25 protein-coding genes are annotated in these 19145 nt (G+C 69.1%); 18 read left to right on the forward strand and 7 right to left on the reverse strand.

Translation table 11 applies throughout. The features are described 5' to 3' along the window. Positions 1-146: 146 nt before the first annotated feature. Complete coding sequence (locus ACFQQC_RS10635; protein ID WP_376862678.1) at positions 147-452, forward strand: GIY-YIG nuclease family protein; 306 nt, start codon at positions 147-149, stop codon at positions 450-452. A 56-nt stretch (positions 453-508) separates the two neighbouring features. Beyond that, positions 509-1297 carry a TSUP family transporter gene (locus ACFQQC_RS10640; protein WP_376862368.1) on the forward strand — a complete coding sequence of 263 codons (789 nt, stop codon included), beginning with the start codon at positions 509-511 and terminating at the stop codon, positions 1295-1297. Between the two features lie 6 nt (positions 1298-1303). Here the strand turns inward: ACFQQC_RS10640 and ACFQQC_RS10645 are convergent, their stop codons facing one another. Further along, the gene (locus ACFQQC_RS10645; protein WP_376862369.1) at positions 1304-2260 is read right to left on the reverse strand and encodes a glycosyltransferase family 9 protein; all 957 of its coding nucleotides are present in this window, start codon (positions 2258-2260) and stop codon (positions 1304-1306) included. A 99-nt stretch (positions 2261-2359) separates the two neighbouring features. Here ACFQQC_RS10645 and ACFQQC_RS10650 point away from each other — a divergent pair, with 99 nt between their 5' ends. The 5 genes from ACFQQC_RS10650 (at position 2360) to ACFQQC_RS10670 (ending at position 7342) form a co-directional block, all read left to right on the forward strand. Then, on the forward strand, positions 2360-2911 hold the full coding sequence (locus ACFQQC_RS10650; RefSeq protein ID WP_376862370.1) for a hypothetical protein: 552 nt from the start codon (positions 2360-2362) through the stop codon (positions 2909-2911). A 571-nt stretch (positions 2912-3482) separates the two neighbouring features. After that, complete coding sequence (locus ACFQQC_RS10655) at positions 3483-4049, forward strand: hypothetical protein (protein ID WP_376862371.1); 567 nt, start codon at positions 3483-3485, stop codon at positions 4047-4049. 32 nt (positions 4050-4081) lie between these two features. Continuing rightward, positions 4082-4888, forward strand: a complete 807-nt coding sequence (locus ACFQQC_RS10660; RefSeq protein ID WP_376862372.1) for a YgfZ/GcvT domain-containing protein — start codon at positions 4082-4084, stop codon at positions 4886-4888. 73 nt (positions 4889-4961) lie between these two features. After that, positions 4962-6152 carry a thiolase family protein gene (locus ACFQQC_RS10665; protein WP_376862373.1) on the forward strand — a complete coding sequence of 397 codons (1191 nt, stop codon included), beginning with the start codon at positions 4962-4964 and terminating at the stop codon, positions 6150-6152. Between the two features lie 209 nt (positions 6153-6361). Continuing rightward, complete coding sequence (locus ACFQQC_RS10670; protein WP_376862374.1) at positions 6362-7342, forward strand: alpha/beta hydrolase; 981 nt, start codon at positions 6362-6364, stop codon at positions 7340-7342. Here ACFQQC_RS10670 and ACFQQC_RS10675 read toward each other — a convergent pair. After that, positions 7333-8385, reverse strand: a complete 1053-nt coding sequence (locus tag ACFQQC_RS10675) for a serine hydrolase domain-containing protein (RefSeq protein WP_376862375.1) — start codon at positions 8383-8385, stop codon at positions 7333-7335. The two genes, ACFQQC_RS10670 and ACFQQC_RS10675, sit on opposite strands and share 10 nt — an antisense overlap. A gap of 115 nt (positions 8386-8500) precedes the next feature. Between ACFQQC_RS10675 and ACFQQC_RS10680 the strand changes: the two genes are divergently transcribed. Then, positions 8501-8848 carry a hypothetical protein gene (locus tag ACFQQC_RS10680; protein WP_376862376.1) on the forward strand — a complete coding sequence of 116 codons (348 nt, stop codon included), beginning with the start codon at positions 8501-8503 and terminating at the stop codon, positions 8846-8848. A gap of 187 nt (positions 8849-9035) precedes the next feature. Here ACFQQC_RS10680 and ACFQQC_RS10685 read toward each other — a convergent pair whose 3' ends face one another. Both ACFQQC_RS10685 and ACFQQC_RS10690 read right to left on the reverse strand, forming a co-directional pair. Then, positions 9036-9272: a helix-turn-helix domain-containing protein gene (locus tag ACFQQC_RS10685; protein WP_376862377.1), complete on the reverse strand. Its 237-nt coding sequence runs from the start codon at positions 9270-9272 to the stop codon at positions 9036-9038. After that, positions 9272-9772, reverse strand: coding sequence for a DUF2975 domain-containing protein (locus tag ACFQQC_RS10690; protein WP_376862378.1), 501 nt, complete (start codon positions 9770-9772; stop codon positions 9272-9274). Before ACFQQC_RS10690 ends, ACFQQC_RS10685 begins: the two co-directional genes overlap by 1 nt. A gap of 102 nt (positions 9773-9874) precedes the next feature. On the opposite strand from ACFQQC_RS10690, the gene ACFQQC_RS10695 reads away from it, so the two are divergent. Genes ACFQQC_RS10695 through ACFQQC_RS10715 form a run of 5 tightly spaced genes read left to right on the forward strand, consistent with a single transcriptional unit; the run spans position 9875 to position 12538 of the window. After that, entirely contained in the window at positions 9875-10807 is a 933-nt protein-coding gene (locus ACFQQC_RS10695; protein WP_376862379.1) for an ABC transporter ATP-binding protein, read from the forward strand. Further along, positions 10807-11532 carry an ABC transporter permease gene (locus ACFQQC_RS10700; RefSeq protein ID WP_376862380.1) on the forward strand — a complete coding sequence of 242 codons (726 nt, stop codon included), beginning with the start codon at positions 10807-10809 and terminating at the stop codon, positions 11530-11532. The genes ACFQQC_RS10695 and ACFQQC_RS10700 overlap by 1 nt, the downstream gene beginning before the upstream one ends. Positions 11533-11590: 58 nt before the next feature. Further along, positions 11591-11776, forward strand: coding sequence for a hypothetical protein (locus tag ACFQQC_RS10705; protein WP_376862381.1), 186 nt, complete (start codon positions 11591-11593; stop codon positions 11774-11776). Further along, a complete protein-coding gene (locus ACFQQC_RS10710; RefSeq protein ID WP_376862382.1) occupies positions 11769-12110 on the forward strand; it encodes a VOC family protein in 342 nt (113 codons plus the stop codon). The genes ACFQQC_RS10705 and ACFQQC_RS10710 overlap by 8 nt, the downstream gene beginning before the upstream one ends. 5 nt (positions 12111-12115) lie before the next feature. Continuing rightward, a complete protein-coding gene (locus tag ACFQQC_RS10715; RefSeq protein ID WP_376862383.1) occupies positions 12116-12538 on the forward strand; it encodes a YkgJ family cysteine cluster protein in 423 nt (140 codons plus the stop codon). A 3-nt stretch (positions 12539-12541) separates the two neighbouring features. Here the strand turns inward: ACFQQC_RS10715 and ACFQQC_RS10720 are convergent, their stop codons facing one another. From ACFQQC_RS10720 to thiE, 3 genes are all read right to left on the reverse strand, one after another. After that, on the reverse strand, positions 12542-13375 hold the full coding sequence (locus tag ACFQQC_RS10720) for a hypothetical protein (protein ID WP_376862384.1): 834 nt from the start codon (positions 13373-13375) through the stop codon (positions 12542-12544). Between the two features lie 53 nt (positions 13376-13428). Further along, positions 13429-15114, reverse strand: a complete 1686-nt coding sequence (locus tag ACFQQC_RS10725) for an ATP-binding protein (RefSeq protein ID WP_376862385.1) — start codon at positions 15112-15114, stop codon at positions 13429-13431. 68 nt (positions 15115-15182) lie between these two features. Then, complete coding sequence (gene thiE / locus ACFQQC_RS10730; RefSeq protein ID WP_376862386.1) at positions 15183-15842, reverse strand: thiamine phosphate synthase; 660 nt, start codon at positions 15840-15842, stop codon at positions 15183-15185. 119 nt (positions 15843-15961) lie between these two features. On the opposite strand from thiE, the gene ACFQQC_RS10735 reads away from it, so the two are divergent. The 5 genes from ACFQQC_RS10735 to ACFQQC_RS10755 all read left to right on the forward strand — a co-directional run bounded on the left by ACFQQC_RS10735 (position 15962) and on the right by ACFQQC_RS10755 (position 19086). Further along, entirely contained in the window at positions 15962-16147 is a 186-nt protein-coding gene (locus tag ACFQQC_RS10735) for a bacterioferritin-associated ferredoxin (RefSeq protein WP_376862387.1), read from the forward strand. Between the two features lie 155 nt (positions 16148-16302). Then, positions 16303-16803, forward strand: a complete 501-nt coding sequence (bfr, locus tag ACFQQC_RS10740) for a bacterioferritin (RefSeq protein WP_376862388.1) — start codon at positions 16303-16305, stop codon at positions 16801-16803. Positions 16804-16874: 71 nt separating this feature from the next. Further along, a complete protein-coding gene (locus ACFQQC_RS10745; RefSeq protein ID WP_376862389.1) occupies positions 16875-17429 on the forward strand; it encodes a tryptophan-rich sensory protein in 555 nt (184 codons plus the stop codon). A gap of 94 nt (positions 17430-17523) precedes the next feature. Continuing rightward, a complete protein-coding gene (gene efp / locus ACFQQC_RS10750; protein WP_376862390.1) occupies positions 17524-18093 on the forward strand; it encodes an elongation factor P in 570 nt (189 codons plus the stop codon). Between the two features lie 186 nt (positions 18094-18279). Continuing rightward, positions 18280-19086: an inositol monophosphatase family protein gene (locus ACFQQC_RS10755; protein ID WP_376862391.1), complete on the forward strand. Its 807-nt coding sequence runs from the start codon at positions 18280-18282 to the stop codon at positions 19084-19086. The last annotated feature ends 59 nt before the right edge of the window (positions 19087-19145 follow it).

Consider the following 19145-nt stretch of genomic DNA (forward strand, 5'->3'; position numbering starts at 1 on the left):
GCCGGCGCTCCCGACAGCTTCGCGCTCCCGCGCGCCGCTGGGTCCCGGGGTTCGCTACGCGCCCCCGGGATGACGATAGCAAATTGGAAATAAAGCTATAGGTTGCAGTAATGGCTTCGCATCGCCGCTTCATCGCGACTTACATTATGGCCAGCGGACGGAACGGGACGCTGTACACCGGAATGAGCGCGAACTTGACAGCGCGCGTCTGGAAACACCGGACCCAACTCTTCGAGGGCTTCAGCAAGACCTACGGCTGCACCCGGCTGGTCTGGTTTCAGCGCTTCGGGTGGGTCACCGAAGCCATCCGGCGCGAAAAGCAGATCAAGGAATGGAAGCGGGACTGGAAGCTGGCCCTGATCGAGGAGGACAATCCGGAGTGGCTGGATCTGGCAGCGGACTGGTTTCCCGAGAACGACCCGAACTGGACGCCGCCCGAAGAGGATGACTGATCCATATCCCCACAAACCGGCCGCACAAACCGCAACGGTCGGCGTAAAGCCGCGCCATGTTTGAGCTCGCGCCGGAAATCATCGCCCTGCTGTTTGCCGCGGCGGTGTTGGCCGGATTTGTGGACGCCATTGCGGGCGGCGGCGGGCTGATCACCGTGCCGGCCCTGCTGGCGGCGGGCGTCAGCCCGGTGGCGGCCATCGCCACCAACAAGATCCAGAGCAGCTTCGGCACGGCGGCGGCGACGTACACCTTCTGGCGCAAGGGGCGGATCGACTTCGCCCTGCTGAAATGGCCGCTGATCGCGACGGCGGTCGGGGCGGCGCTGGGCGCCTTCACCGTGACCTTCGTGGACGCCAGTTGGCTGATGGTGCTGCTGCCCATCCTGCTGGCCGGGATCGCCGTCTATTTTCTGGTCGGCCCCAAGGCCAGCGACGAGGATGTCCATGCCCGGTTGACGCCCTTCGCCTTCGGCGCGGTGGCGGGCGGGATCGGCTTCTATGACGGCTTCTTCGGTCCGGGCACCGGCTCCTTCTTCGCCCTGGCCCTCGTGACCCTGCTGGGCATGGGACTGACGCGGGCGACGGCGCACACCAAGGCGCTGAACCTGGCCAGCAATGTCGTGTCGGTGGTGGTCTTCGCCATCGGCGGACACGTGCTGTGGCTGGTCGGGCTGATGATGGCCGTGGGTCAGGTGATCGGCGGCTGGCTGGGCTCGCACGCCGCCATGCGCTTCGGGCCGAAGCTGATCCGGCCGCTGCTGGTGGTCATCTGTCTGGCGATGGTGGCCAAGCTGCTGTCCGACCCGGCCAATCCGCTGAGGATCTGGCTGCTGGGCCTGATCTGAGGCCGGTCAGGCGGCGGCGCGCTCCGCCAGCAGCTTCTTCGCCGCCTTGAGCACCCGGTCGGCGGGCACCTCGTTCATGTGCAGGATGGCCTGGTTGAGGCCCGGGTCGATCTTGCGGAACTCGTCCACCGAACGGGGGCCGCGCACGGTGACGCCGCCCCACGGGCCGCAGACTGTCTCGTCCGACGGGCCATAGGCGGCCACGACGGGAGCCCCGGCGGCGACGGCCATCTGGGTCCAGATCGAGTCCCCGCCCAGATAGAGGGCCGCGCGCTCCAGCACCGCCAGCGCCTGCACCGCCGACAGACGGCCCGGCAGTTCGGTGGTGCGGTGGCGCGGCATGGCCAGGCGAATGTTGTGGCCGGCGTCCTTGTCGGCCTCCGTGCCGATGACCACCGCACGCCCCCCGGCCAGCGGACCGTCATTGGTCAGGGTCGAGGCCAGGGTGGCGTAGCGTTCGGACGGCCACTCGCGGCCCATCCATTCGGCGCCCGGCGCGATCACCAGCAGGGGCGCGCCGTCGTGGGGCAGCAGGGCGTCGACCGAGGCGCGGGTGGCGTCGGACACGAACAGGCGTGGCGCCGGGACCTCGTCCAGCTGCAGCACGCGGGCGGCCAGTTCGACCTTGTGGAAGCCCGGCTCGTCCTTGCCGCGCACGGCGCGCTTCTGGCGGCTGAGCTTGCCCGAGAAGGTGGTGCCGCGCATGTCGACGACCAGCCCCCATTTGGTCGCCCGGACCTGGTTCCACAGGCCGAGCCAATCGAGCCGCTTCTCGCGCTCCAGTACGATCAGCTTGTCGAGGCGCGGGGTGTCGGCGAACAGGGGGGCGCTGGCCGGGGAACCGACGATGGTGAAGCTGGCCTGCGGCATGGCCTCGACCAGATAGGCGAGGACGCCGGACGACATCACGGCGTCTTCGGCGCCGACCTCGGCGATGTAGAGAATGGGGAAACGGCCCGCCATGACGCGTTTGTATACGGATTCTCGTCACGTCATCGGGACATGATGGGCCGGACGCAGCAAGTTGTGGACGGAAGACGGTTTTCCGGCGAGGAGGTCCGCATGAGCCTTCCCCTTCTGCCCGGTCGTGAATGCGGCGGCTGCGTCGAGTGCTGCCGGGTGATCCCGCTGGACCTGCCGGAGCTGGCCAAGCCGACGGGCGAGCTGTGCGGCTATTGCGTCAACGGCGCAGGGTGCAGCGTCCACGCCATCCGGCCGCAGACCTGCCGGGTGTGGTTCTGCCTGTGGCGCGTCATCGAACTGGACGACGACTGGCGGCCGGACCGCAGCGGCGTGATCGTGCGCCCGGACGGCATCGACGAGGGGATCATCACCCTGTTCGTCATCCGCAGGACGGAGTTCCTGGCGTCGGAAGGCTTCTTCGCCGTGGTCGCCGGCTGGCTGGCCGAGGGGATCGAGGTGGCGCTGAGCGTGCCGGGTCCGGTGGGGACCTATCCGGCGCGGGCCGTGGTGACGGAGTGGCTGCGCCCGGCGGTCGAGGCGGGTGATTTTGAAGGCTTCGTCGGGCGGGTGGTGCGGTCGCTGGACCGACTGGAGCAGCACGACTGGCAGCCGGACGGGATCACGGCGCGGTACGCGGTGGGGGAAGCGTAAGGCGCACCCTCCCCGGCTATCGTCATCCCGACGAAAGTCGGGACCCAGCGGCGCCGCGACGGCGGCGAAACACCGAAGATCGAAGTTGAGACGCCTGTGCTCCCGACAGGGTCGCGCTCTCGCGCGCCGCTGGGTCCCGGGGTTCGCTCTGCGAGCGCCCCCGGGATGACGATAGCATCCAGAGGGGGCACCGCTCTCCGCTTCGCTGCGGCCGGGATGACAAGCCGCGCGCATAAGTGCTGCACGCGTTCTCCCCGGCAAATCCACGAGACCCCGCCCCCAGCCCGCCGCAGAGTGGCAGCGAACCAAGGGGATAGGGATGAAACGACGTCACATCATCATCTGCGGGCTGGCCGTCGTGGTCGCGCTTTGGGCCGGGTGGTCCGCGCGGGCTTTCTTCGCCGTTGATCGATGCCTCGACGCCGGAGGGCGCTGGTCCCCGCGCGGCGTCTGCGAAGGCTTGCCCGCCGGGATGTAGGCGCTGCATCCCGCCTGCACCTGACCCCCCCCCGCAAATCCACGCGCCAGGGGCGGTCTTCGCGATCAGAGTGACGCTGCCGGGAGGAACGACATGAAGGGCTATACGATCTGGGCTGTTGTGGCGGGCTGTGTGCTTGCGGCCTGCGCGACACCCGCCGTGCTGGAGTATCGGTGGCGGCAGAACCTGCTGCCGCTGGGCGTGCAGGCGCCCGTGATCACCTATGCCGGGGAGGTTGTCTGGGGCTGGGGGCCGGGCGGGGACGAGACCGGCCTCATCGTCTACCGGATGGACCGGGCGTCCGCCGAACGGGTTCAGGCTGGCGGGATCGCGTGGCTGGAGAACGAGGCGACCCGTTCCGTCGCTCCACTTCGGCGTCCGGCCATGGATCGCCGCATGAGACGCACCTATTCGGACTGGCGAATGACGCCGTTGGCAGAGCTCTGGGCTGGCCATGGGGAGCATAACTGCGGGCAGGAGCCGGGGCTGGGCGTTTATCTGGACTATGCAGATTTCCGGTGTCGGGTGGATCCGGAGGAGATCGCGCGGGCCAACCGCTTACTGCTAACGCCGGGTTCCTTCGTCGCGCGCGCCCGGGGCGGGCGGGTCGTGATCGTCGCCCCCGCCGAGCGGCTGGTGATCGTCGCCTACAACGGGTGACGAAGGCGGCCCCGCCCCCTATCTACCCCGTCATGAGCACCCGTATCGCCCGCCTGACCTCCCGCGCCCTGATCCGGGTCAGCGGCCCGGACGCCCGGCCCTTCCTGCACAATCTGCTGACGCAGGATGTGGAGACGCTGGCGGAGGGCGAGCTGCGGTTCGGCGCCCTTCTCTCCCCGCCCGGGCGGCTGCTGTTCGACCTGTTCATTTATGGCGAGGCCGAAGACGTGCTGCTGGACGTGGCGGCGGAGCGGCGGGACGCCCAGATCCAGCGGCTGTCGATGTACAAGCTCAGGGCCAATGTCGCCGTCGAAGCGGATGAGCGGCCGGTTTTCGTCGGCTGGAACGGCGCGGTCCAGGGCTTTGCGGTCGATCCGCGCGAGCCGGCGCTGGGCGGGCGGCGCTATGGCGGCGAGGTCGAGACCAATGCATCCGAGGACGACTGGCAGGCGCACCGACTGACCGTTGGGGCGCCTGATCCGACGGCGGATGCGCCCGCCGACAAGACCTATCCGATCGAGGCCAATTTCGACCTGCTGAACGGCATCGACTTCCAGAAAGGGTGCTTCATCGGTCAGGAGACGACCTCGCGCATGAAGCGGCGGGGCACGATCAAGAACCGGATGATGCCGCTGGAGTTCGACGGCCCGGCGCCGGTCTTCGGGGCGGAAATCCTGAACGGCGAGCTGCGCGCGGGCGAGGTGCTGAGCGGACGTGACGGCGCGGCGATGGCGCTGGTGCGGGTGGACCGGCTGGAGGGCCAGCTGACCGTGGACGGGCGTCCGGTGCGTGTGCGCCGCCCCGGCTGGATTCCCGAGGCTTCGTCCACGGCAGAGTGATCGCGGGCTCGACGAAGCCGCTTGCGTCCGGCGACGAAAGCGACGATTGGGCCGCCAAAGGTTTTTATAAAGGATGCTCTCGATGTCCGATCCGGTCGTCATCTGTTCCTTCGCCCGCACCCCGATGGGCGGCTTCCAGGGCGCCCTGTCGGGCGTGAAGGCCACCGAGCTGGGCGCCGTCGCGGTGAAGGCCGCCGTCGAGCGCGCGGGCGTCGCGCCGGAGAAGGTCGAGCAGATCTACATGGGCTGCGTCCTGCCCGCCGGTCTGGGCCAGGCCCCGGCCCGTCAGGCGGCGCTGGGCGCCGGCCTCGGCCAGCACGTCGAGGCGACCACCGTGAACAAGATGTGCGGCTCGGGCCTGCAGGCCGTGATGATGGCCGCCGACGCGATCAAGGCCGGTTCGGCCGACATCATCGTGGCGGGCGGCATGGAGTCGATGACCGGCGCCCCCTATCTGATGAACAAGCACCGCGGCGGCGCCCGGATCGGCCACGACGTCATCGTCGACTCGATGATGATGGACGGGCTGGAGGACGCCTATTCGCCGGGCAAGCCGATGGGGTCGTTCGCCCAGGACACGGCCAATGAGTACCAGTTCACCCGCGAGGACCAGGACGCCTACGCCATCGAGAGCCTGAGCCGCGCCAATGCGGCGGTCAGCGGCGGCGCCTTCGGCGGCGAGGTGGTTCCGGTCGAGGTGCAGACCCGCAAGGGCCCGGTGACGGTCAGCGAGGACGAACAGCCCGCCAAGGCCGATCCGTCCAAGATCCCCAACCTGAAGCCCGCCTTCGCCAAGGACGGCACCATCACCGCGGCCTCCTCCGCCTCGATCTCGGACGGCGCCGCCGCCGTGGTGGTGACGCGAGAGAGCGTGGCCAAGGCCTTGGGCCTGCCGGTGCTGGCCCGCATCGTCGGTCAGGCCGCCCACGCCCATGAGCCGGCCAAGTTCACGACGGCGCCGGTCCCCGCCATGCAGAAGGCCTTGGCGAAAGCCGGCTGGTCGGTCGAGGACGTGGACCTGTGGGAGGTCAACGAGGCCTTCGCCGTGGTGCCGATGATCGCCATGCGCGAGCTGGGCATTTCGCACGACAAGCTGAACGTCAACGGCGGCGCGACGGCGCTGGGGCATCCGATCGGCGCCTCGGGCGCACGGGTGCTGGCGACCCTGCTGGCGGCGTTGAAGACGCGCGGCGGAACGAAGGGGGTGGCGTCGCTCTGCATCGGCGGCGGTGAAGCCGTGGCGATGGCGGTGGAGTTGGCCTGACGGCGCCCTTCTCCCCTTGGGGGAGAAGGTGGATCGCGAAGCGAGACGGATGAGGGGGAAGCCGGAAACGGCTTCCCCCTTTCCAATTGCGGTGCGGATAGAGCCCCCTCATCCGGCCCTCCGGGCCACCTTCTCCCCCGAGGGGAGAAGGAAGCACGCTTGCTGGTTTGGCCTTGTTCGCCCTAGCCTCCCCTTCCGGAGGCCTCCTCATGATCACCACCCGCAGAGGCGCGCTGGGCTTGGCCGCAGCCGCCGCGACGCCGCTTTCAGCCCGCGCCATGACACCGGTGTCGCAGATCGCACCGCCGGACCCGAGCGAGACGATCCGCCTGTGGCCCGGCGCGGCGCCGGGCGGGGAGCGGGTGACCGTGACCCCGCAAGTGACCGAGCGCTCGACCGACCCCGCCTTCCATGACCGCTTCGCCCGCTACACCACCGATCCCATCCTGACCGTGATGCGGCCCGAGCGGCCGAACGGCGCCTCGCTGCTGCTGATCCCCGGCGGGGGCTATCGCTGGGCGGTGGTGGACAAGGAGGGGCTGGATTGCGCGCGGGTGTTCGCAGCGGCGGGGATCACCTGTTTCGTGCTGCGCTACCGGCTGCCGGGAGACGGCTGGGCGGCGGGGCCGGATGTGTCGCTGCAGGATGCGCAGCGGGCGCTGAGGATCGTCAGGGCGAGGGCCGTCGCCGATGGGCTGGACCCGGCGCGGGTGGCGGTGCTGGGCGCCTCTGCGGGCGGGCACCTGGCCGGAATGCTGACGGCGCGAACGGACCAGACCTATGCGGCGGTCGATGCGGTGGACGCGGTGTCGATGCGGCCCGACCTGTCGATCCTGCTCTATCCGGTGGCGACGATGAGCGATCCGTTCGTCCATGCGGGCTCGCGGCGGGAGATGCTGGGCGAGACGCCCTCAGCCGAGGCCATCGTCCGCTATTCACTGGAGCGGATGGACTGGAGCGGGCGTCCGCCGGTGATGCTGGTGCACGCCATGGATGACGCCTCGGTGCCGGTGGAGAACAGCCTGTCGCTGCTGTCCGCGCTGAAGGCGGCGGGGGTGAAGAGCGAGGCGCACCTGTTCGAGGAGGGCGGGCACGGGTTCGGGATCCGGTTGATCGCGGGGAGACCGGCGGCAGTCTGGCCGGAGCTGGTGCTGCGCTGGGGCGGGCGGCACGGCTGGCTTCAGGCCTGACCAGCCCCGATCTCCGCCGCCGGGATGAAACCGTCGTCGAGCAGGGCGTGCAGCCGGTCGACGTGGCCGTCGCGCTGTTCGACCGGGGACGGGTCTGAGATCATCACCACCGTCAGGCGCAGATCGGGCACGACGAAGACCATCTGACCGCCGTAGCCCCAGGCGAAGCGCACCTCGTGCCGGCCTGAACTGCGCAGCCACCAGCCATAGCCATAGGGATTGCCGCTCCAGCGCGACGTGCCCCGCCCGTTCCACGAGTCCCGCACCCAGTTCTCGGGCAGGACGCGGACGCCGGCGTGCATCCCGTCATTGCGATAGAGTTCGCCGAACTTCAGCAGGGCGCGGGGCGACAGGCGCATCTCGTTGCCGCCGAAATAGACGCCCTGCGGATCGGCGGGCCAGGACGGCACCTCGATGTCCAGCGGTTCGCCCAGCCAGTCGCGGGCCAGGGCGAGCGTCGAGCGATCCGCGGCGCGGGTCAGGGCGGCGGACAGCAGGTGGGAGGTCCCTGTCGAATAGACCATCCGCCCGCCCGGCTCGGCCTCGAACGGCCGGGCCAGGGCGTAACGGACCCAGTCGCGACTGGAGACCCAGGCGCCGTAGTTCGGGCCGGAGGTGGAGCCCAGCCCGGCCTGCATCGACAGCAGATGGCCGAGGGTGACCTGCGACAGGCGCGGATCGGGACTGGCCGGGAAGCGGTCGCCGAGGAAGGCCGAGATCGGCTGGTCCACGCCGGCGAACACGCCCTGCCCGATGGCGACGCCGCCCAGCGCCGCCAGCACCGACTTGGAGGCGGACTTGATGTTGACCGGCGTGTCTAGGCCGGGGCCGCGGAAGACCTGCTCGGCCAGCGCCTGACCGTCGCGGGCGACGATGACGTTGTGCAGGCGCGGCAGTTGCTCCGCCGCCGTCATGGCCGCCGCCAGCCGGGTCGGATCGAGCCCGGTCGTGGGGCGCTGCGGCAGCAGGGCCGAGGCGGTCTCGCCGCAGCCGGCGGCGGGGATCAGGGCGAGAGAGGAGGCCAGAAGGGCGCGTCTGTGCATGGCCTTGATATGGGTCGGCGCGGCGGATGGTTGCCGCGACGGGTTGACGCGAGGGGGGACGGAACCGGGTCGGCGTCCCGGCATTCGAGCCTCTGAACCCTGATGGAGCCCGCCGATGCTGTCGTCCGCCGTTCTGGCCCTCGGCCTGCTGCTGAACCCCGGCCCGACCTTTCCCGACAAGCTGCTGGGCCAGTGGACCGACGATCCGGCCAACTGCGGACGGGAGGACACCACCGGGATGCGGATCACCCCGACGGCGGTGCAGTTCTATGAGGCGACCGGCACGCCGACACGGCTGACGCAGGAGAGCGAAATCCTGCTGCTGGCCGACATGGCCTATGAGGGCGAAGGGCGGCGCTGGACGGAGGTGAACAGCTTCGAACTGGCGCGTGACGGCGGCTCGATCCGCGTGCGGGCGCTGGGGCAGTTGATGGTGCTGGAGAAGTGCGAGGCGGGGGGATGAACTTTCCTCTCCGCTATCGTCATCCCGACGAAAGTCGGGACCCAGCGGCGCCGCGACGGCGGCGAAACACTGGCAATCGCGACCTTGGCGCCTGCGCTCCCGACAGCTTCGCGCTCGCGCGCGCCGCTGGGTCCCGGGGTTCGCTCTGCGAGCGCCCCCGGGATGACGATAGCAACAGGGTGATCCCCTACGCCTCCTCATCCCCCAACAGGTCCGCGGCGTCGAAGTCGTAATCCAGCAGGTCGCTCGGCTTGCACTCCAGCGCCGCGCAGAGCTTGGCCAGGGTGCGGAAGCGGATGCCCTTCACCTTGCCGGAGCGGAACAGGGACAGCTGGGTCTCGCTGAGGCCGACCTGTTGCGCCAGGTCGCGGGCCTTCAGGCCCTTGCGTACGATCAGCTGGTCGAGGGTGACGCGGATGGGCATCAGATCATTTCATCGAGTTCGGCCTGAACCCGGTCCGCCTGTTCCATGACTCGGCCCAGCAGGAACAGGGCCCCGCCGATCATGCCGAGCGTCATGCTCGCCACGTCGAAATGCAGGTAGCCGCCGCGACCGCCTTCGACCAGCCGTATGAGGTTGCTCATCACGAACACGCTGAAAACGCCACCGATCCCGAGCGCCAGACCGACCTTCCGCAGGGCATCGGACAGGGTCGGCTGGATCAGCCGTCCCTTCGCCAACTGCCCCATGGCGGAGCCGATGGCCCAGACGCCGAACAGGTAGCAGACGGCCGGCACGGTCCAGATCACGCCCTTCAGATAGCGGGGCTCATAGGCGGCGGCATCGGTTCGCATCCAGTGGACGAAGGGACCGACACCGTTGGCCAGGACCAGCAGCGCCCCCACGCTGCACACCATGAAGATCGCCAGCCAGTTGAACTGGCGGCACATCAGGCGAAAGCGGGCGGTTTCGGTCTGGCTCACGGCGCGCTCCGGCGGGTTGGAAACCTGTCTTGTCTTTAATCTTGACTTAAAGACGCAGGCTTCGCAACTTTAAATAAGACTTAAACGCAACGGGAGCGCCGAATGGCCGCCGCGATCGAGACCCACGCGCTTACGAGACGGTTCAAGCGGCATCTGGCCGTGGACGCCGTGTCGATGACCGTGCCGGACAAGGCCGTCTATGGCTTCCTCGGCCGCAACGGCGCGGGCAAGACGACGACGCTGAAGATGCTGCTGGGTCTGATCGCCCCGACCGGCGGGCAGGCCCTGATCGACGGGATCGACGTGGCGCGGGATCGACTGGGCGCCGCGCGGAAGGTCGGAGCCTTGCTGGAGGCGCACGGCTTCTATGGCAATCTGTCGGGGCGCGAGAACCTCGACCTGACCCGCACCCTGCTGGGCCTGCCGAGGACCGAGATCGACCGGGTGCTGGCGGTGGTCGAGATGACCGGCGACGCCGGGCGCCGGGTCAGCGACTATTCGCTGGGCATGCGGCAGCGGCTGGGGCTGGCCCGCGCCATGCTGGGCGCGCCGCCGGTGCTGATCCTCGACGAGCCGACCAACGGGCTGGACCCGGACGGCATCGCCGACATGCGCCGCTTCCTGCGCGCCCTGCCCGAGCGGACCGGGGCGACGGTCCTGCTGTCCAGCCATCTGCTGGGCGAGATCGAGCAGACGGCGACGCACATTGGCATCCTGAGCCACGGCAAGCTGGTCCTGGAGGGCGAACTGGACCGGCTGAAGGCCGATCTGGCGCCTGAGGTGGTGTTCCAGACCGACGACCAGACGCGGGCGGCGGCGCTGGCGACCGCGCGCGGTTTCACCCTAGAGATGATGGAGGATGAGGCGGTGGCCCGGTTGAGGCCCGGCGAGGACGCCCGCGCGGCGGCCGCCGCCCTGAACCGCGCCCTGATCGAGACCGGGCTCAACGTCTTCGCCATCGGGCCGCGCGCCCGCTCGCTTGAGGGCATCTACCGCGAGGTCTCGCAACCCCAATCCCGGCAGGAGGCCGCCTGATGCTGACCGTTCTTTCCGTCGAGGCGCGCAAGCTGAACCGCTCGCTGGCCGCTCTGCTGGCGGTCGCGGCGCCGTCGCTGATCGCCGTCTTCGCCTTCTTCATGGTGCTACGGGGCGACAGGCCCCAGCCGTGGGAAATGTGGCTGGGCAGCGCGGCAGGCATCTGGGCCTTCTTCATGCTGCCGATGAGCGTGACGGCCCTGACCGCGCTGGTGGCGCACATGGAGCATGGGCCCAAGAGCTGGGACCATCTGCGGGCCCTACCCCTGCCCCGCTGGAAGATCTACGCCGCCAAGGCGATCTGCGTGCTGGCCGTGGTGGCGATCATGAGCGCCGCGACCCTGGGGCTGACAATACTGGCGGTGAAGCTGGCGGCGGCGATCAAGCCGGCGGTCGCGCCGACCGGGCCGATGGAGCTGGCGCGGTGGATCAAGGTGCTGGCGATGATGTTCGGCGCGGCCCTGCTGATGGTCGCCGTCCAGCTGTGGACCGCGCTGCGCTACGCCAGCTTCGTGCCGGGACTGGTGATCGGGATCGGCGGGACCTTCTTCGCCGTCGTGGCGACCGCGGCGAAGCAGGGCGTCTTCCTGCCCTGGCAGATGCCGGTGAACATGATGGCCTCAGAACCGTGGCGCGTGACCACCGCGCTGGGGCTGGGCGGCGGTGTCGGCCTGCTGGCGCTGGTCGCCCTGACCGTTCACCTTTCGCGGCGCGAGGTGCTGTGACCGCGACGGCGCATCCGCCTGCATGAGGCGGGTGAGCGAGGCCTGTCCTGTCGTCAGAATGATCATCCTGCGCAGCCTTGCGATTGCGAACAATTTGCAGGTTTGCGCGAATCCCGACGGCTGGCAAGCGGCGCGGTGGAAAAAGCGGCGGACGGTCGCGGTCGCCTCTTCCGCCAGACCGGACAGCCCGGCAGTAATGGCGGGTCGGATGGCTTTCCCGGAACAGGATCAAACCCATGCGTGAAGACGGAAAGCTGGATTATCTCGAACTGCCCGGCGGCGACCTGCCGACGGTGAAGACCTTCTACGGGGCGGCCTTCGGCTGGAGCTTCGTGGACTATGGCCCGTCGTATGCGGCCTTCAACGAAGGGCTGGACGGCGGCTTTGACGCCGACGCCGCCGAGGCGACGAAGACGCCCCTGCCCGTGCTTTACGCCCATGACCTCGACGCCATGCTGGGCAAGGTCGAGGCGGCGGGCGGCGTGATCGTGAAGCCGATCTTCGACTTCCCGGGCGGACGCCGCTTCCACTTCCGCGATCCGGCCGGGAATGAACTGGCCGTCTGGTCGGAGACCTGACGGACTTGGCGCAGTCGTCAGCGGACAAGACCTGCGGCGACTGCGGCCTGTGCTGCAAGCTGATGGGGGTGACGGCGCTGGCCAAGCCGGCGGGCAAATGGTGCCGTCACTTCAGCAAGGCGCGGGGCTGCGCGATCTATGAAGACCGCCCCGACGACTGCCGGGTGTTCAACTGCCTGTGGCTGCTGACCGAGGCGCTGGACGACAACTGGAAGCCGTCGCGGGCGGGATTCGTCCTGCACAGCGAACAGGGCGGCGCGCGGCTGATCGTCGAGTGCGACGCCGCCCGCCCCCACGACTGGCGGCGCGAGCCCTATCAGGCGACCCTGCGTCGCTGGGCCGCCGATCCGGGACTGGAGGTGCTGGTCTTCGCCGGCGCGCGCGGGGTCAGGCTGGGCCTGACCGACACGCCGGTGAGACGGGCCTGATCGCTATCGCAGGTCGACCGACTGGGCGATCCGTTCCGCCAGGGCCCGATCGGCGCCGTCGAGGGACATGGTCCAGATGTGCACTTCGCGCGGGGCGTCCGTACGCTGGAACAGATGCTCCAGGGCGCGGCGCTGGCCGTTCTCGGTGACGACGACGCTGGTCCGCCCGCCCGCCTCGACCTGCTCGCCCGAATAGATCGGGAACTGCGAGGCCGGGCCGACATAGACCATGACGAACGACTGCTCGCCGCGACGGATCGTATAGATCCGGAAGTCCGGACCGGGGCGGCCGGTGACGATCTGGAAGCCGGACGGCAGCTCGGCGGTGAACGGCAGGGCCGCGCGGGCCGCGGCGTCCAGCACGGTGACCGTCGGGACGCTGGGCGGCGGTGGCGGTGCGACCGGCTCAGGGGCGGGCGCGACCGTGGCGGGCGCAGGCGTAGGCGTAGGCGCCGCAGGACGCGGGGTCGGCGCGATCACAGGCGCGGCCGGACTCGGCGACGCCGGGGCCGTGGCCGTCATCGGAGGCGTCGACAGGCGCGGCACCGGCCGGGGCGTGGTTTCAGTAGGCGCGGCCGGGGCGACCGGGACAGCGGGGCGCGGCTCGGCGGCTGGAGCGGCGGGCGGCGGCGTCACCACGGGCGCCGGTGTCGGGGCCGGAGCCAGATACTCTGCCGGGCGCGGCGGGCCGCCGTTCAGATCCCGGGTGAAGTCCGAGCCGGGGGCAGCGGCCGGCGGCGGGGTCTGGGCCGCGGGCGGCGGCGATGCCGTCTGGGCAATCGCGACGGGTGCGGCGGCGAGGGTCAGGAGGGCGGCGGACGCGACAAGGGCTTTCATGCCGCGACCATCACCCCTGAGCGTGGCGACGGCAAGGCCCCAATGGCGCCGGATCAGGCGGCGGGCAGCTCGACCCAGAAGACCGCGCCCTCGCCCGGGGTGGAGGTCACGCCAATGGTCCCGCCCTGCAGCTCGACCAGCCGCTTGGCCAGCGCCAGGCCGATGCCGTGGCCCTCGACCGTGGAGCGCTCCAGACCGAGGCGGTTGAAGGGCTCGAACAGTTGGGCCTGTTTCTCGGGCGACAGGCCGGGGCCGCGGTCGATGACCTCGACCCGGACGCCGTCATGGATGCGGCTGGCGCGCAGGGTGACGACGCCACCCGCCCCGCCGTATTTGACCGCATTGGAGGTCAGGTTGCTGACCACCTGGGCCAAACGCTGGGAATCGGTCAGGGCCACCAGCCCGTCGCCTTCGCTGACCACATCGATCCGGATGCCCTGGGCCTCGGGCCGCAGGGCGGTGGCGCGACGCACGTCATCCAGCACGCCAGGCACGTCGGTCGGGCGCAGCTCGACCTTCACGGCGCCGGACTCGGCGCGGGCCACGTCCAGCAGGTCATGGGCCAGCGCCTCGACCTGCCGCGCGGTCTTGACCAGCATGTCGGCCATCTCCGCCTGGGTCTGGGTGGTGGCGCCCAGCTGGCCGGCGCGCCACAGCTCGCCGATGCCGATGATGCCGCCGACCGGGCTCTTGATCTCGTGGGCCACGTTGGCCAGCAGGCGGGACTTGGCCTCGGACGCCCGCTCGGCGCGGACCTGACCGGCCTTGGCGCGGTCCGACAGGCGGTCACGCTCCTCCAGCAGGGCCGCGACCAGCAGGATCGGCAGATAGCCGAACAGAACCAGCAACTGGGCCATCATGGCCCGGTCGGTGGCGTTGAAGACCTTCGAATAGGGGCCGTACCCCATCATGCTGCCGCCGATGGCGACGATGGCGATGATCACCAACGCCGTCGTCACGCCCAGCAGGCGCAGACGCACGGCGATCAACAGCAGCAGCGGCAGGATGACGAAGCTGATCGGCAGCGACTGCATGCCGAAGATCAGCAGGGTGGCGACGAGCAACAGGCCCAGCAGGACGACGGCCTCGGCCGCCCTGGCCGGCGCCCGCAGCCGCACGATCTCGCGCCGGGTGACCGTCAGCCCGAAGCTGCCGATGACGGCGATGCTGATCGCGTGACCGAACCACCAGGTCTGGGCGGTGTCGAAGAAGTTTGCCCCATGACCGAACCAGAGCGTTCCGCCGACCAGGATCGCCGCCGGCAGCGGGGCGATGATGGCGGCGGCGATCAGGAAACGGCTGCAGCCGGCGACGCTGGCCAGGTTCAGGGTGGGGGCGAACCGTCGCGCCATCAGGACCGCGACATAGATGTCCAGCATGTTGGCGATGGTGAACAGGAAGGTGGAGCCCTTCGTATTCCCGCCCAGCAGATTGCCCGCCGCCAGGCCGCACACCATCAGCCCCGCGAAACACATGTCGTACAGGGGGCCGCGAGAGGTGCGCAGCCACACCGCCACCGCCACGCCGCCCGCGCCCCACAGGGCGGCGACCGCATCCGTGGACCGGGCGAAGGCCAGCGACAGGACCGTCAGCACCAGCACCGCCATGGCGGTGAAGACCGGCGCCATGGGCTGGCCGATGCCGCTGGTCGGCGACGGGCCCGACGGCAAGGCGCGCGGAGGCGGCGCCTTGTCGGCCACGGCGGCGGGCTGAGTGTCGAGCACGCGGCTCATGGTCATGGTCGGGTCCGGCGAACGAACGTTTACCGGCACTACCTAGACGGGGGCTTCCTAATATCCCCTGAAGGTCAGAAGGCCGTCGCAAGCACCTGATCAAGCTGACGAACCGCCTCGGCCGCACCCTTGGGGTGGTTCCAGACGGCGCCGCTGACAGCCACGAAGTCGGCCCCGGCGCGGGCCAGCCCGGCGGCGTTTTCGGCCGTGATCCCGCCGATGGCGACGCACGGCGTCTCGACCGTCTCCTGCCAGATGGTCAGGATTTCGGGCTCGGGCCGATGCTCCGTCTCCTTGGTGGTGGTCGGGAAGAAGGCGCCGAAGGCGACATAGTCGGCGCCCGCCTCGGCGGCGTCCATGGCCAGTTCGCGGCTATCGTGACAGGTGACGCCGATCATGGCGTCCGGCCCCATGGTGCGCCGCGCTTCGTCATAGGAGGCGTCCGACTGGCCCACATGCACGCCGTCGCACCCCGAGCGCTTCGCCAGATCGGGCCGATCATTCAGGATCACCGCCACGCCGCGCGCCTGCGCCACCGGCCGCAGCGCCTCGACCGCGGCCAGAACAGTCGCGTCATCGACATCCTTCAGCCGGATCTGCAGCGCCGCCACGGCGCCCGCATCCAGCGCCTCGCCCAGCGTCTTCGCGAAGGCGGACAGGTCCGGGATCGCCGGCGGGGTGATCAGATACAGGGCGCACGGCGGGCGCGGCGGAACAACGGGTGCTTTGGCCATAGGCGGGGAGTGCGACGATGCGCGCGCCGCGTCAATCCGGACCGCGCATGCGAACGACTTGCAGTCGCCTTAATCGTCCTGCTATAGCGAACCATTCTCAGTCGGTGGGTTCTGCGTCCTTGTACGTCTGCAACTGTAACGGTCTTCGCAAGCGTGACGTCGCCTCGGCCATCGAGGCGGGCGCGACGCGTCCGCGCGAGGTCTTCGCCCGGCACCAGTGCCAGGCCCAGTGCGCCAAATGCGTCTGTGAAATGCGCCAGATGATCCAGGAAACGCAGCAGGCCTTCGCCCTGGCTGCTGAGTAGCATTCTCAGCCCCTGCTGAGTGCGATTTTTACTCGCAATTTCAATGTAGTGATAAGTGTTCGCAAGTGAACACACGGCGTTCTGACGTGTTATGTACGGCGGGACTGAAGGCGCGACCGTTTCCGGACGCCCATGACTTGCCGAGGACTGATGCCATGAAGGGCGACCCCGCGATCATCCGGACGCTGAACGCGATCCTGACCAACGAACTCACCGCGGTGAACCAGTATTTCCTGCATGCGCGCATGTTCGAAAGCTGGGGCCTGAAGCACCTGGGCCAGATCATCTATGACGAATCGATCGGCGAGATGCGTCACGCCGACATGCTGATCAAGCGCGTGTTGTTCCTCGACGGCCTGCCGAACCTGCAGGACCTGCACAAGCTGAAGATCGGCGAGAACGTCTTCGAATGCCTGGGCGCCGACCTGCAGCTGGAGCTGGGCTCGCGCGACACCGTGATCGCCGCCGTCGCCCAGTTCGAGGCCGCCCGCGACTACGTCAGCCGCGACCTGGCCATGCGCATCCTGTCGGACACCGAGGAGCACATCGACTTCCTCGAGGCCCAGCACAAGCTGATCGAACAACTGGGCGAGCAGAACTACCTGCAATCCGCCATGACCGAGATCGCCCCGGACAAGAGCGCGACCGGGAACTGATCGCTTTCAGGAAGGGGCGGAACCCCCGCCCCTTCCGGCTCATTCCCCTCCGGACGCTGGAGGAGCCGCTGATGACCGATATCGATGATGTGTTCGACGACGCGAAGGACGCGGCGCTGGATTTCGTCAATGGCGAGGATCGGAGCATGGGCCACGTCCTGCTGGGCGTGGCCGTCACGGCGGGGTTCGCGCTGGCCGCGACATTCCTCGCCCAGAAGGCCCTCAAGCCGCGCCTGTCGGCGGAGGAACTGCGCAGCGGCGCCCGCCCGGTGACGGAGCGACCGCGCGGCCCCATGAGCATGATCGTGCCTGCGGTGTTCTCCGCCACCAGCCTGTCGGCGGTGCGGGTGTGGAATGCGCCCTCGCAGCCGCGCCGGAACGCCGCGCTCGGCCTGTGGGCGGCGACGCAGGCGGTGAACGCCCTGTGGCTGGCGGCGCGTCCCGCCGGGCGGCTGTTGCAGATCGGCGCGGCGATGGCGTCCGCCGGACTGGCCGCCGCCTTCGCCCATGAAGCCCGCAGGCTGGATCCCGACGCCGGGAAGCTGGCCGCCCCCATCGGCGGCGGCACGCGGGTGCTGAACACCCTCGACCGCAAGATGGATGAGGCGCAGGCGACGCTGCATTGAACCGCCCCAGCTTGCCGTAAGCCCCGGCTTCCGTTAGGGACTGCGCCCGTTCGCGCGCGCCGCAAGGGCTGCGCCTCAATCCTTCCGAGACATCATGGCCAAGATTAACGGCAACACCATCAAGCCCGGCATGGTCCTGCAGCACAACGGCGGCCTGTGGGTCGTCACCAAGGCCAGCCACGTCAAGCCCGGCAAGGGCGGCGCCTTCGCCAACGTCGAGGCCAAGAACCTCGAGACCGGCAACAAGCTGAACGAACGCTTCCGCTCGGAAGACAAGGTTGAGCGCGTCACGCTGGAGCAGAAGGACTTCTCGTACCTGTATGACGGCGGCGAGACCCTCGTCTTCATGAACGACGAGAACTACGAGCAGATCGAACTGCAGAAGGAATGGGTCGGCGACGAACGCATCCCCTACCTGCAGGAAGGCATGAAGGTCGTGATCGAAATGCACGAGGACCGTCCGATCGGTCTGTCGCTGCCGGATCAGGTCACGCTGGAAGTCGTCGAGACCGAGCCGACCGTGAAGGGCCAGACCGCCTCGTCGTCCTACAAGCCGGCCGTCGCCAACAACGGCGTCCGCATCATGATCCCGCCCTATATGTCGGCCGGCGAGAAGATCGTCGTCGACACGACGACCGGCGAATACGTCCGCCGCGCTGATTAAGCGCTGCGCGCAGTGGTTAGTGATTAGTGGTTAGTGGTTGGCCGCCGCTCTGACGGCGCCCCGCTCTCATCCACTAATCACTGTCCACTAATCACTTCACCGGCTCCGTCGGGGCCGGTTAGCGTTTGAACTTCTCCGCCTGTCCGGCCACCGGCTTTTCAGGACACGCGGACCAGGAGATTCCCGATGGCCCTCGCCTCCGCCCTGCTCACCGTCATGATGGACGCGGTCCGCAAGACCGCTCGCCCGATGCTGCGCGACTTCGGTGAAGTCAGCCAGTTGCAGACCTCGCGCAAGGGTCCGGGCGACTTCGTCACCGCCGCCGACATCAAGGCGGAAGACACCCTGTACGAACTGCTGATGAAGGCGCGCCCGGGCTATGGCTTCCTGGGCGAGGAGCGCGGCTTCGTCGAAGGCACCGACAAGTCGCACCGCTGGATCGTCGACCCGATCGACGGCACCACCAACTTCATCCACGCCATGCCGCATTTCGCGATCACGGTCGGTCTGGAGCGTTTCGCGCCGGACGGTTCGTCCGAGATCGTCGCCGCCGTGACCTATAACCCGGTCATGAACGAGATGTTCTGGGCCGAGAAGGGCAAGGGCTGCTACCTGAACGACGGTCGCATCCGCGTGGCGGGTCGCAAGGACCTGTCGGAAAGCCTGATCGGCACCGGCCTGCCCTTCATCGGCAAGACCGGCCACGCCCAGTCGATCAAGGACATCCACGCCGTCGGCCAGCGGGTCGCGGGCATCCGCCGCCTCGGCTCGGCCGCCCTGGACTTCGCCTGGGTCGCCGCGGGCCGCTACGACGCCTTCTTCGAGCGCAATCTGCAGGCCTGGGACGTGGCGGCGGGCATCCTGCTGGTCACCGAGGCCGGCGGTCTGGTCACCACCATCGACATCGACGGCGATCCGAAGAACGGCAAGCAGGTGCTGGCCGCCAACCCGGACATCCACACCGCCCTGCGCAAGGTGCTGCAGGGGGCCTGACGCCCCCGGTTCTCGTCAAGCTTGGCCGAATCCCCTGATCGCCTCTAGGTTGCTCGTAA

Origin of the sequence: Brevundimonas sp. GCM10030266 (assembly GCF_042666595.1) — a bacterium.
Taxonomy (GTDB): domain Bacteria; phylum Pseudomonadota; class Alphaproteobacteria; order Caulobacterales; family Caulobacteraceae; genus Brevundimonas.

What these genes read in the sequence shown, in the direction of transcription:
- ACFQQC_RS10635 (WP_376862678.1), top strand. Translation starts at nt 147, where the DNA reads ATGGCCAGCGGACGGAACGGGACGCTGTACACCGGAATGAGCGCGAAC.
- ACFQQC_RS10640 (WP_376862368.1), top strand. Translation starts at nt 509, where the DNA reads ATGTTTGAGCTCGCGCCGGAAATCATCGCCCTGCTGTTTGCCGCGGCG.
- ACFQQC_RS10645 (WP_376862369.1), bottom strand. Translation starts at nt 2,260, where the DNA reads ATGGCGGGCCGTTTCCCCATTCTCTACATCGCCGAGGTCGGCGCCGAA.
- ACFQQC_RS10650 (WP_376862370.1), top strand. Translation starts at nt 2,360, where the DNA reads ATGAGCCTTCCCCTTCTGCCCGGTCGTGAATGCGGCGGCTGCGTCGAG.
- ACFQQC_RS10655 (WP_376862371.1), top strand. Translation starts at nt 3,483, where the DNA reads ATGAAGGGCTATACGATCTGGGCTGTTGTGGCGGGCTGTGTGCTTGCG.
- ACFQQC_RS10660 (WP_376862372.1), top strand. Translation starts at nt 4,082, where the DNA reads ATGAGCACCCGTATCGCCCGCCTGACCTCCCGCGCCCTGATCCGGGTC.
- ACFQQC_RS10665 (WP_376862373.1), top strand. Translation starts at nt 4,962, where the DNA reads ATGCTCTCGATGTCCGATCCGGTCGTCATCTGTTCCTTCGCCCGCACC.
- ACFQQC_RS10670 (WP_376862374.1), top strand. Translation starts at nt 6,362, where the DNA reads ATGATCACCACCCGCAGAGGCGCGCTGGGCTTGGCCGCAGCCGCCGCG.
- ACFQQC_RS10675 (WP_376862375.1), bottom strand. Translation starts at nt 8,385, where the DNA reads ATGCACAGACGCGCCCTTCTGGCCTCCTCTCTCGCCCTGATCCCCGCC.
- ACFQQC_RS10680 (WP_376862376.1), top strand. Translation starts at nt 8,501, where the DNA reads ATGCTGTCGTCCGCCGTTCTGGCCCTCGGCCTGCTGCTGAACCCCGGC.
- ACFQQC_RS10685 (WP_376862377.1), bottom strand. Translation starts at nt 9,272, where the DNA reads ATGCCCATCCGCGTCACCCTCGACCAGCTGATCGTACGCAAGGGCCTG.
- ACFQQC_RS10695 (WP_376862379.1), top strand. Translation starts at nt 9,875, where the DNA reads ATGGCCGCCGCGATCGAGACCCACGCGCTTACGAGACGGTTCAAGCGG.
- ACFQQC_RS10700 (WP_376862380.1), top strand. Translation starts at nt 10,807, where the DNA reads ATGCTGACCGTTCTTTCCGTCGAGGCGCGCAAGCTGAACCGCTCGCTG.
- ACFQQC_RS10705 (WP_376862381.1), top strand. Translation starts at nt 11,591, where the DNA reads ATGATCATCCTGCGCAGCCTTGCGATTGCGAACAATTTGCAGGTTTGC.
- ACFQQC_RS10710 (WP_376862382.1), top strand. Translation starts at nt 11,769, where the DNA reads ATGCGTGAAGACGGAAAGCTGGATTATCTCGAACTGCCCGGCGGCGAC.
- ACFQQC_RS10720 (WP_376862384.1), bottom strand. Translation starts at nt 13,375, where the DNA reads ATGAAAGCCCTTGTCGCGTCCGCCGCCCTCCTGACCCTCGCCGCCGCA.
- ACFQQC_RS10725 (WP_376862385.1), bottom strand. Translation starts at nt 15,114, where the DNA reads ATGACCATGAGCCGCGTGCTCGACACTCAGCCCGCCGCCGTGGCCGAC.
- thiE (WP_376862386.1), bottom strand. Translation starts at nt 15,842, where the DNA reads ATGGCCAAAGCACCCGTTGTTCCGCCGCGCCCGCCGTGCGCCCTGTAT.
- bfr (WP_376862388.1), top strand. Translation starts at nt 16,303, where the DNA reads ATGAAGGGCGACCCCGCGATCATCCGGACGCTGAACGCGATCCTGACC.
- ACFQQC_RS10745 (WP_376862389.1), top strand. Translation starts at nt 16,875, where the DNA reads ATGACCGATATCGATGATGTGTTCGACGACGCGAAGGACGCGGCGCTG.
- efp (WP_376862390.1), top strand. Translation starts at nt 17,524, where the DNA reads ATGGCCAAGATTAACGGCAACACCATCAAGCCCGGCATGGTCCTGCAG.
- ACFQQC_RS10755 (WP_376862391.1), top strand. Translation starts at nt 18,280, where the DNA reads ATGGCCCTCGCCTCCGCCCTGCTCACCGTCATGATGGACGCGGTCCGC.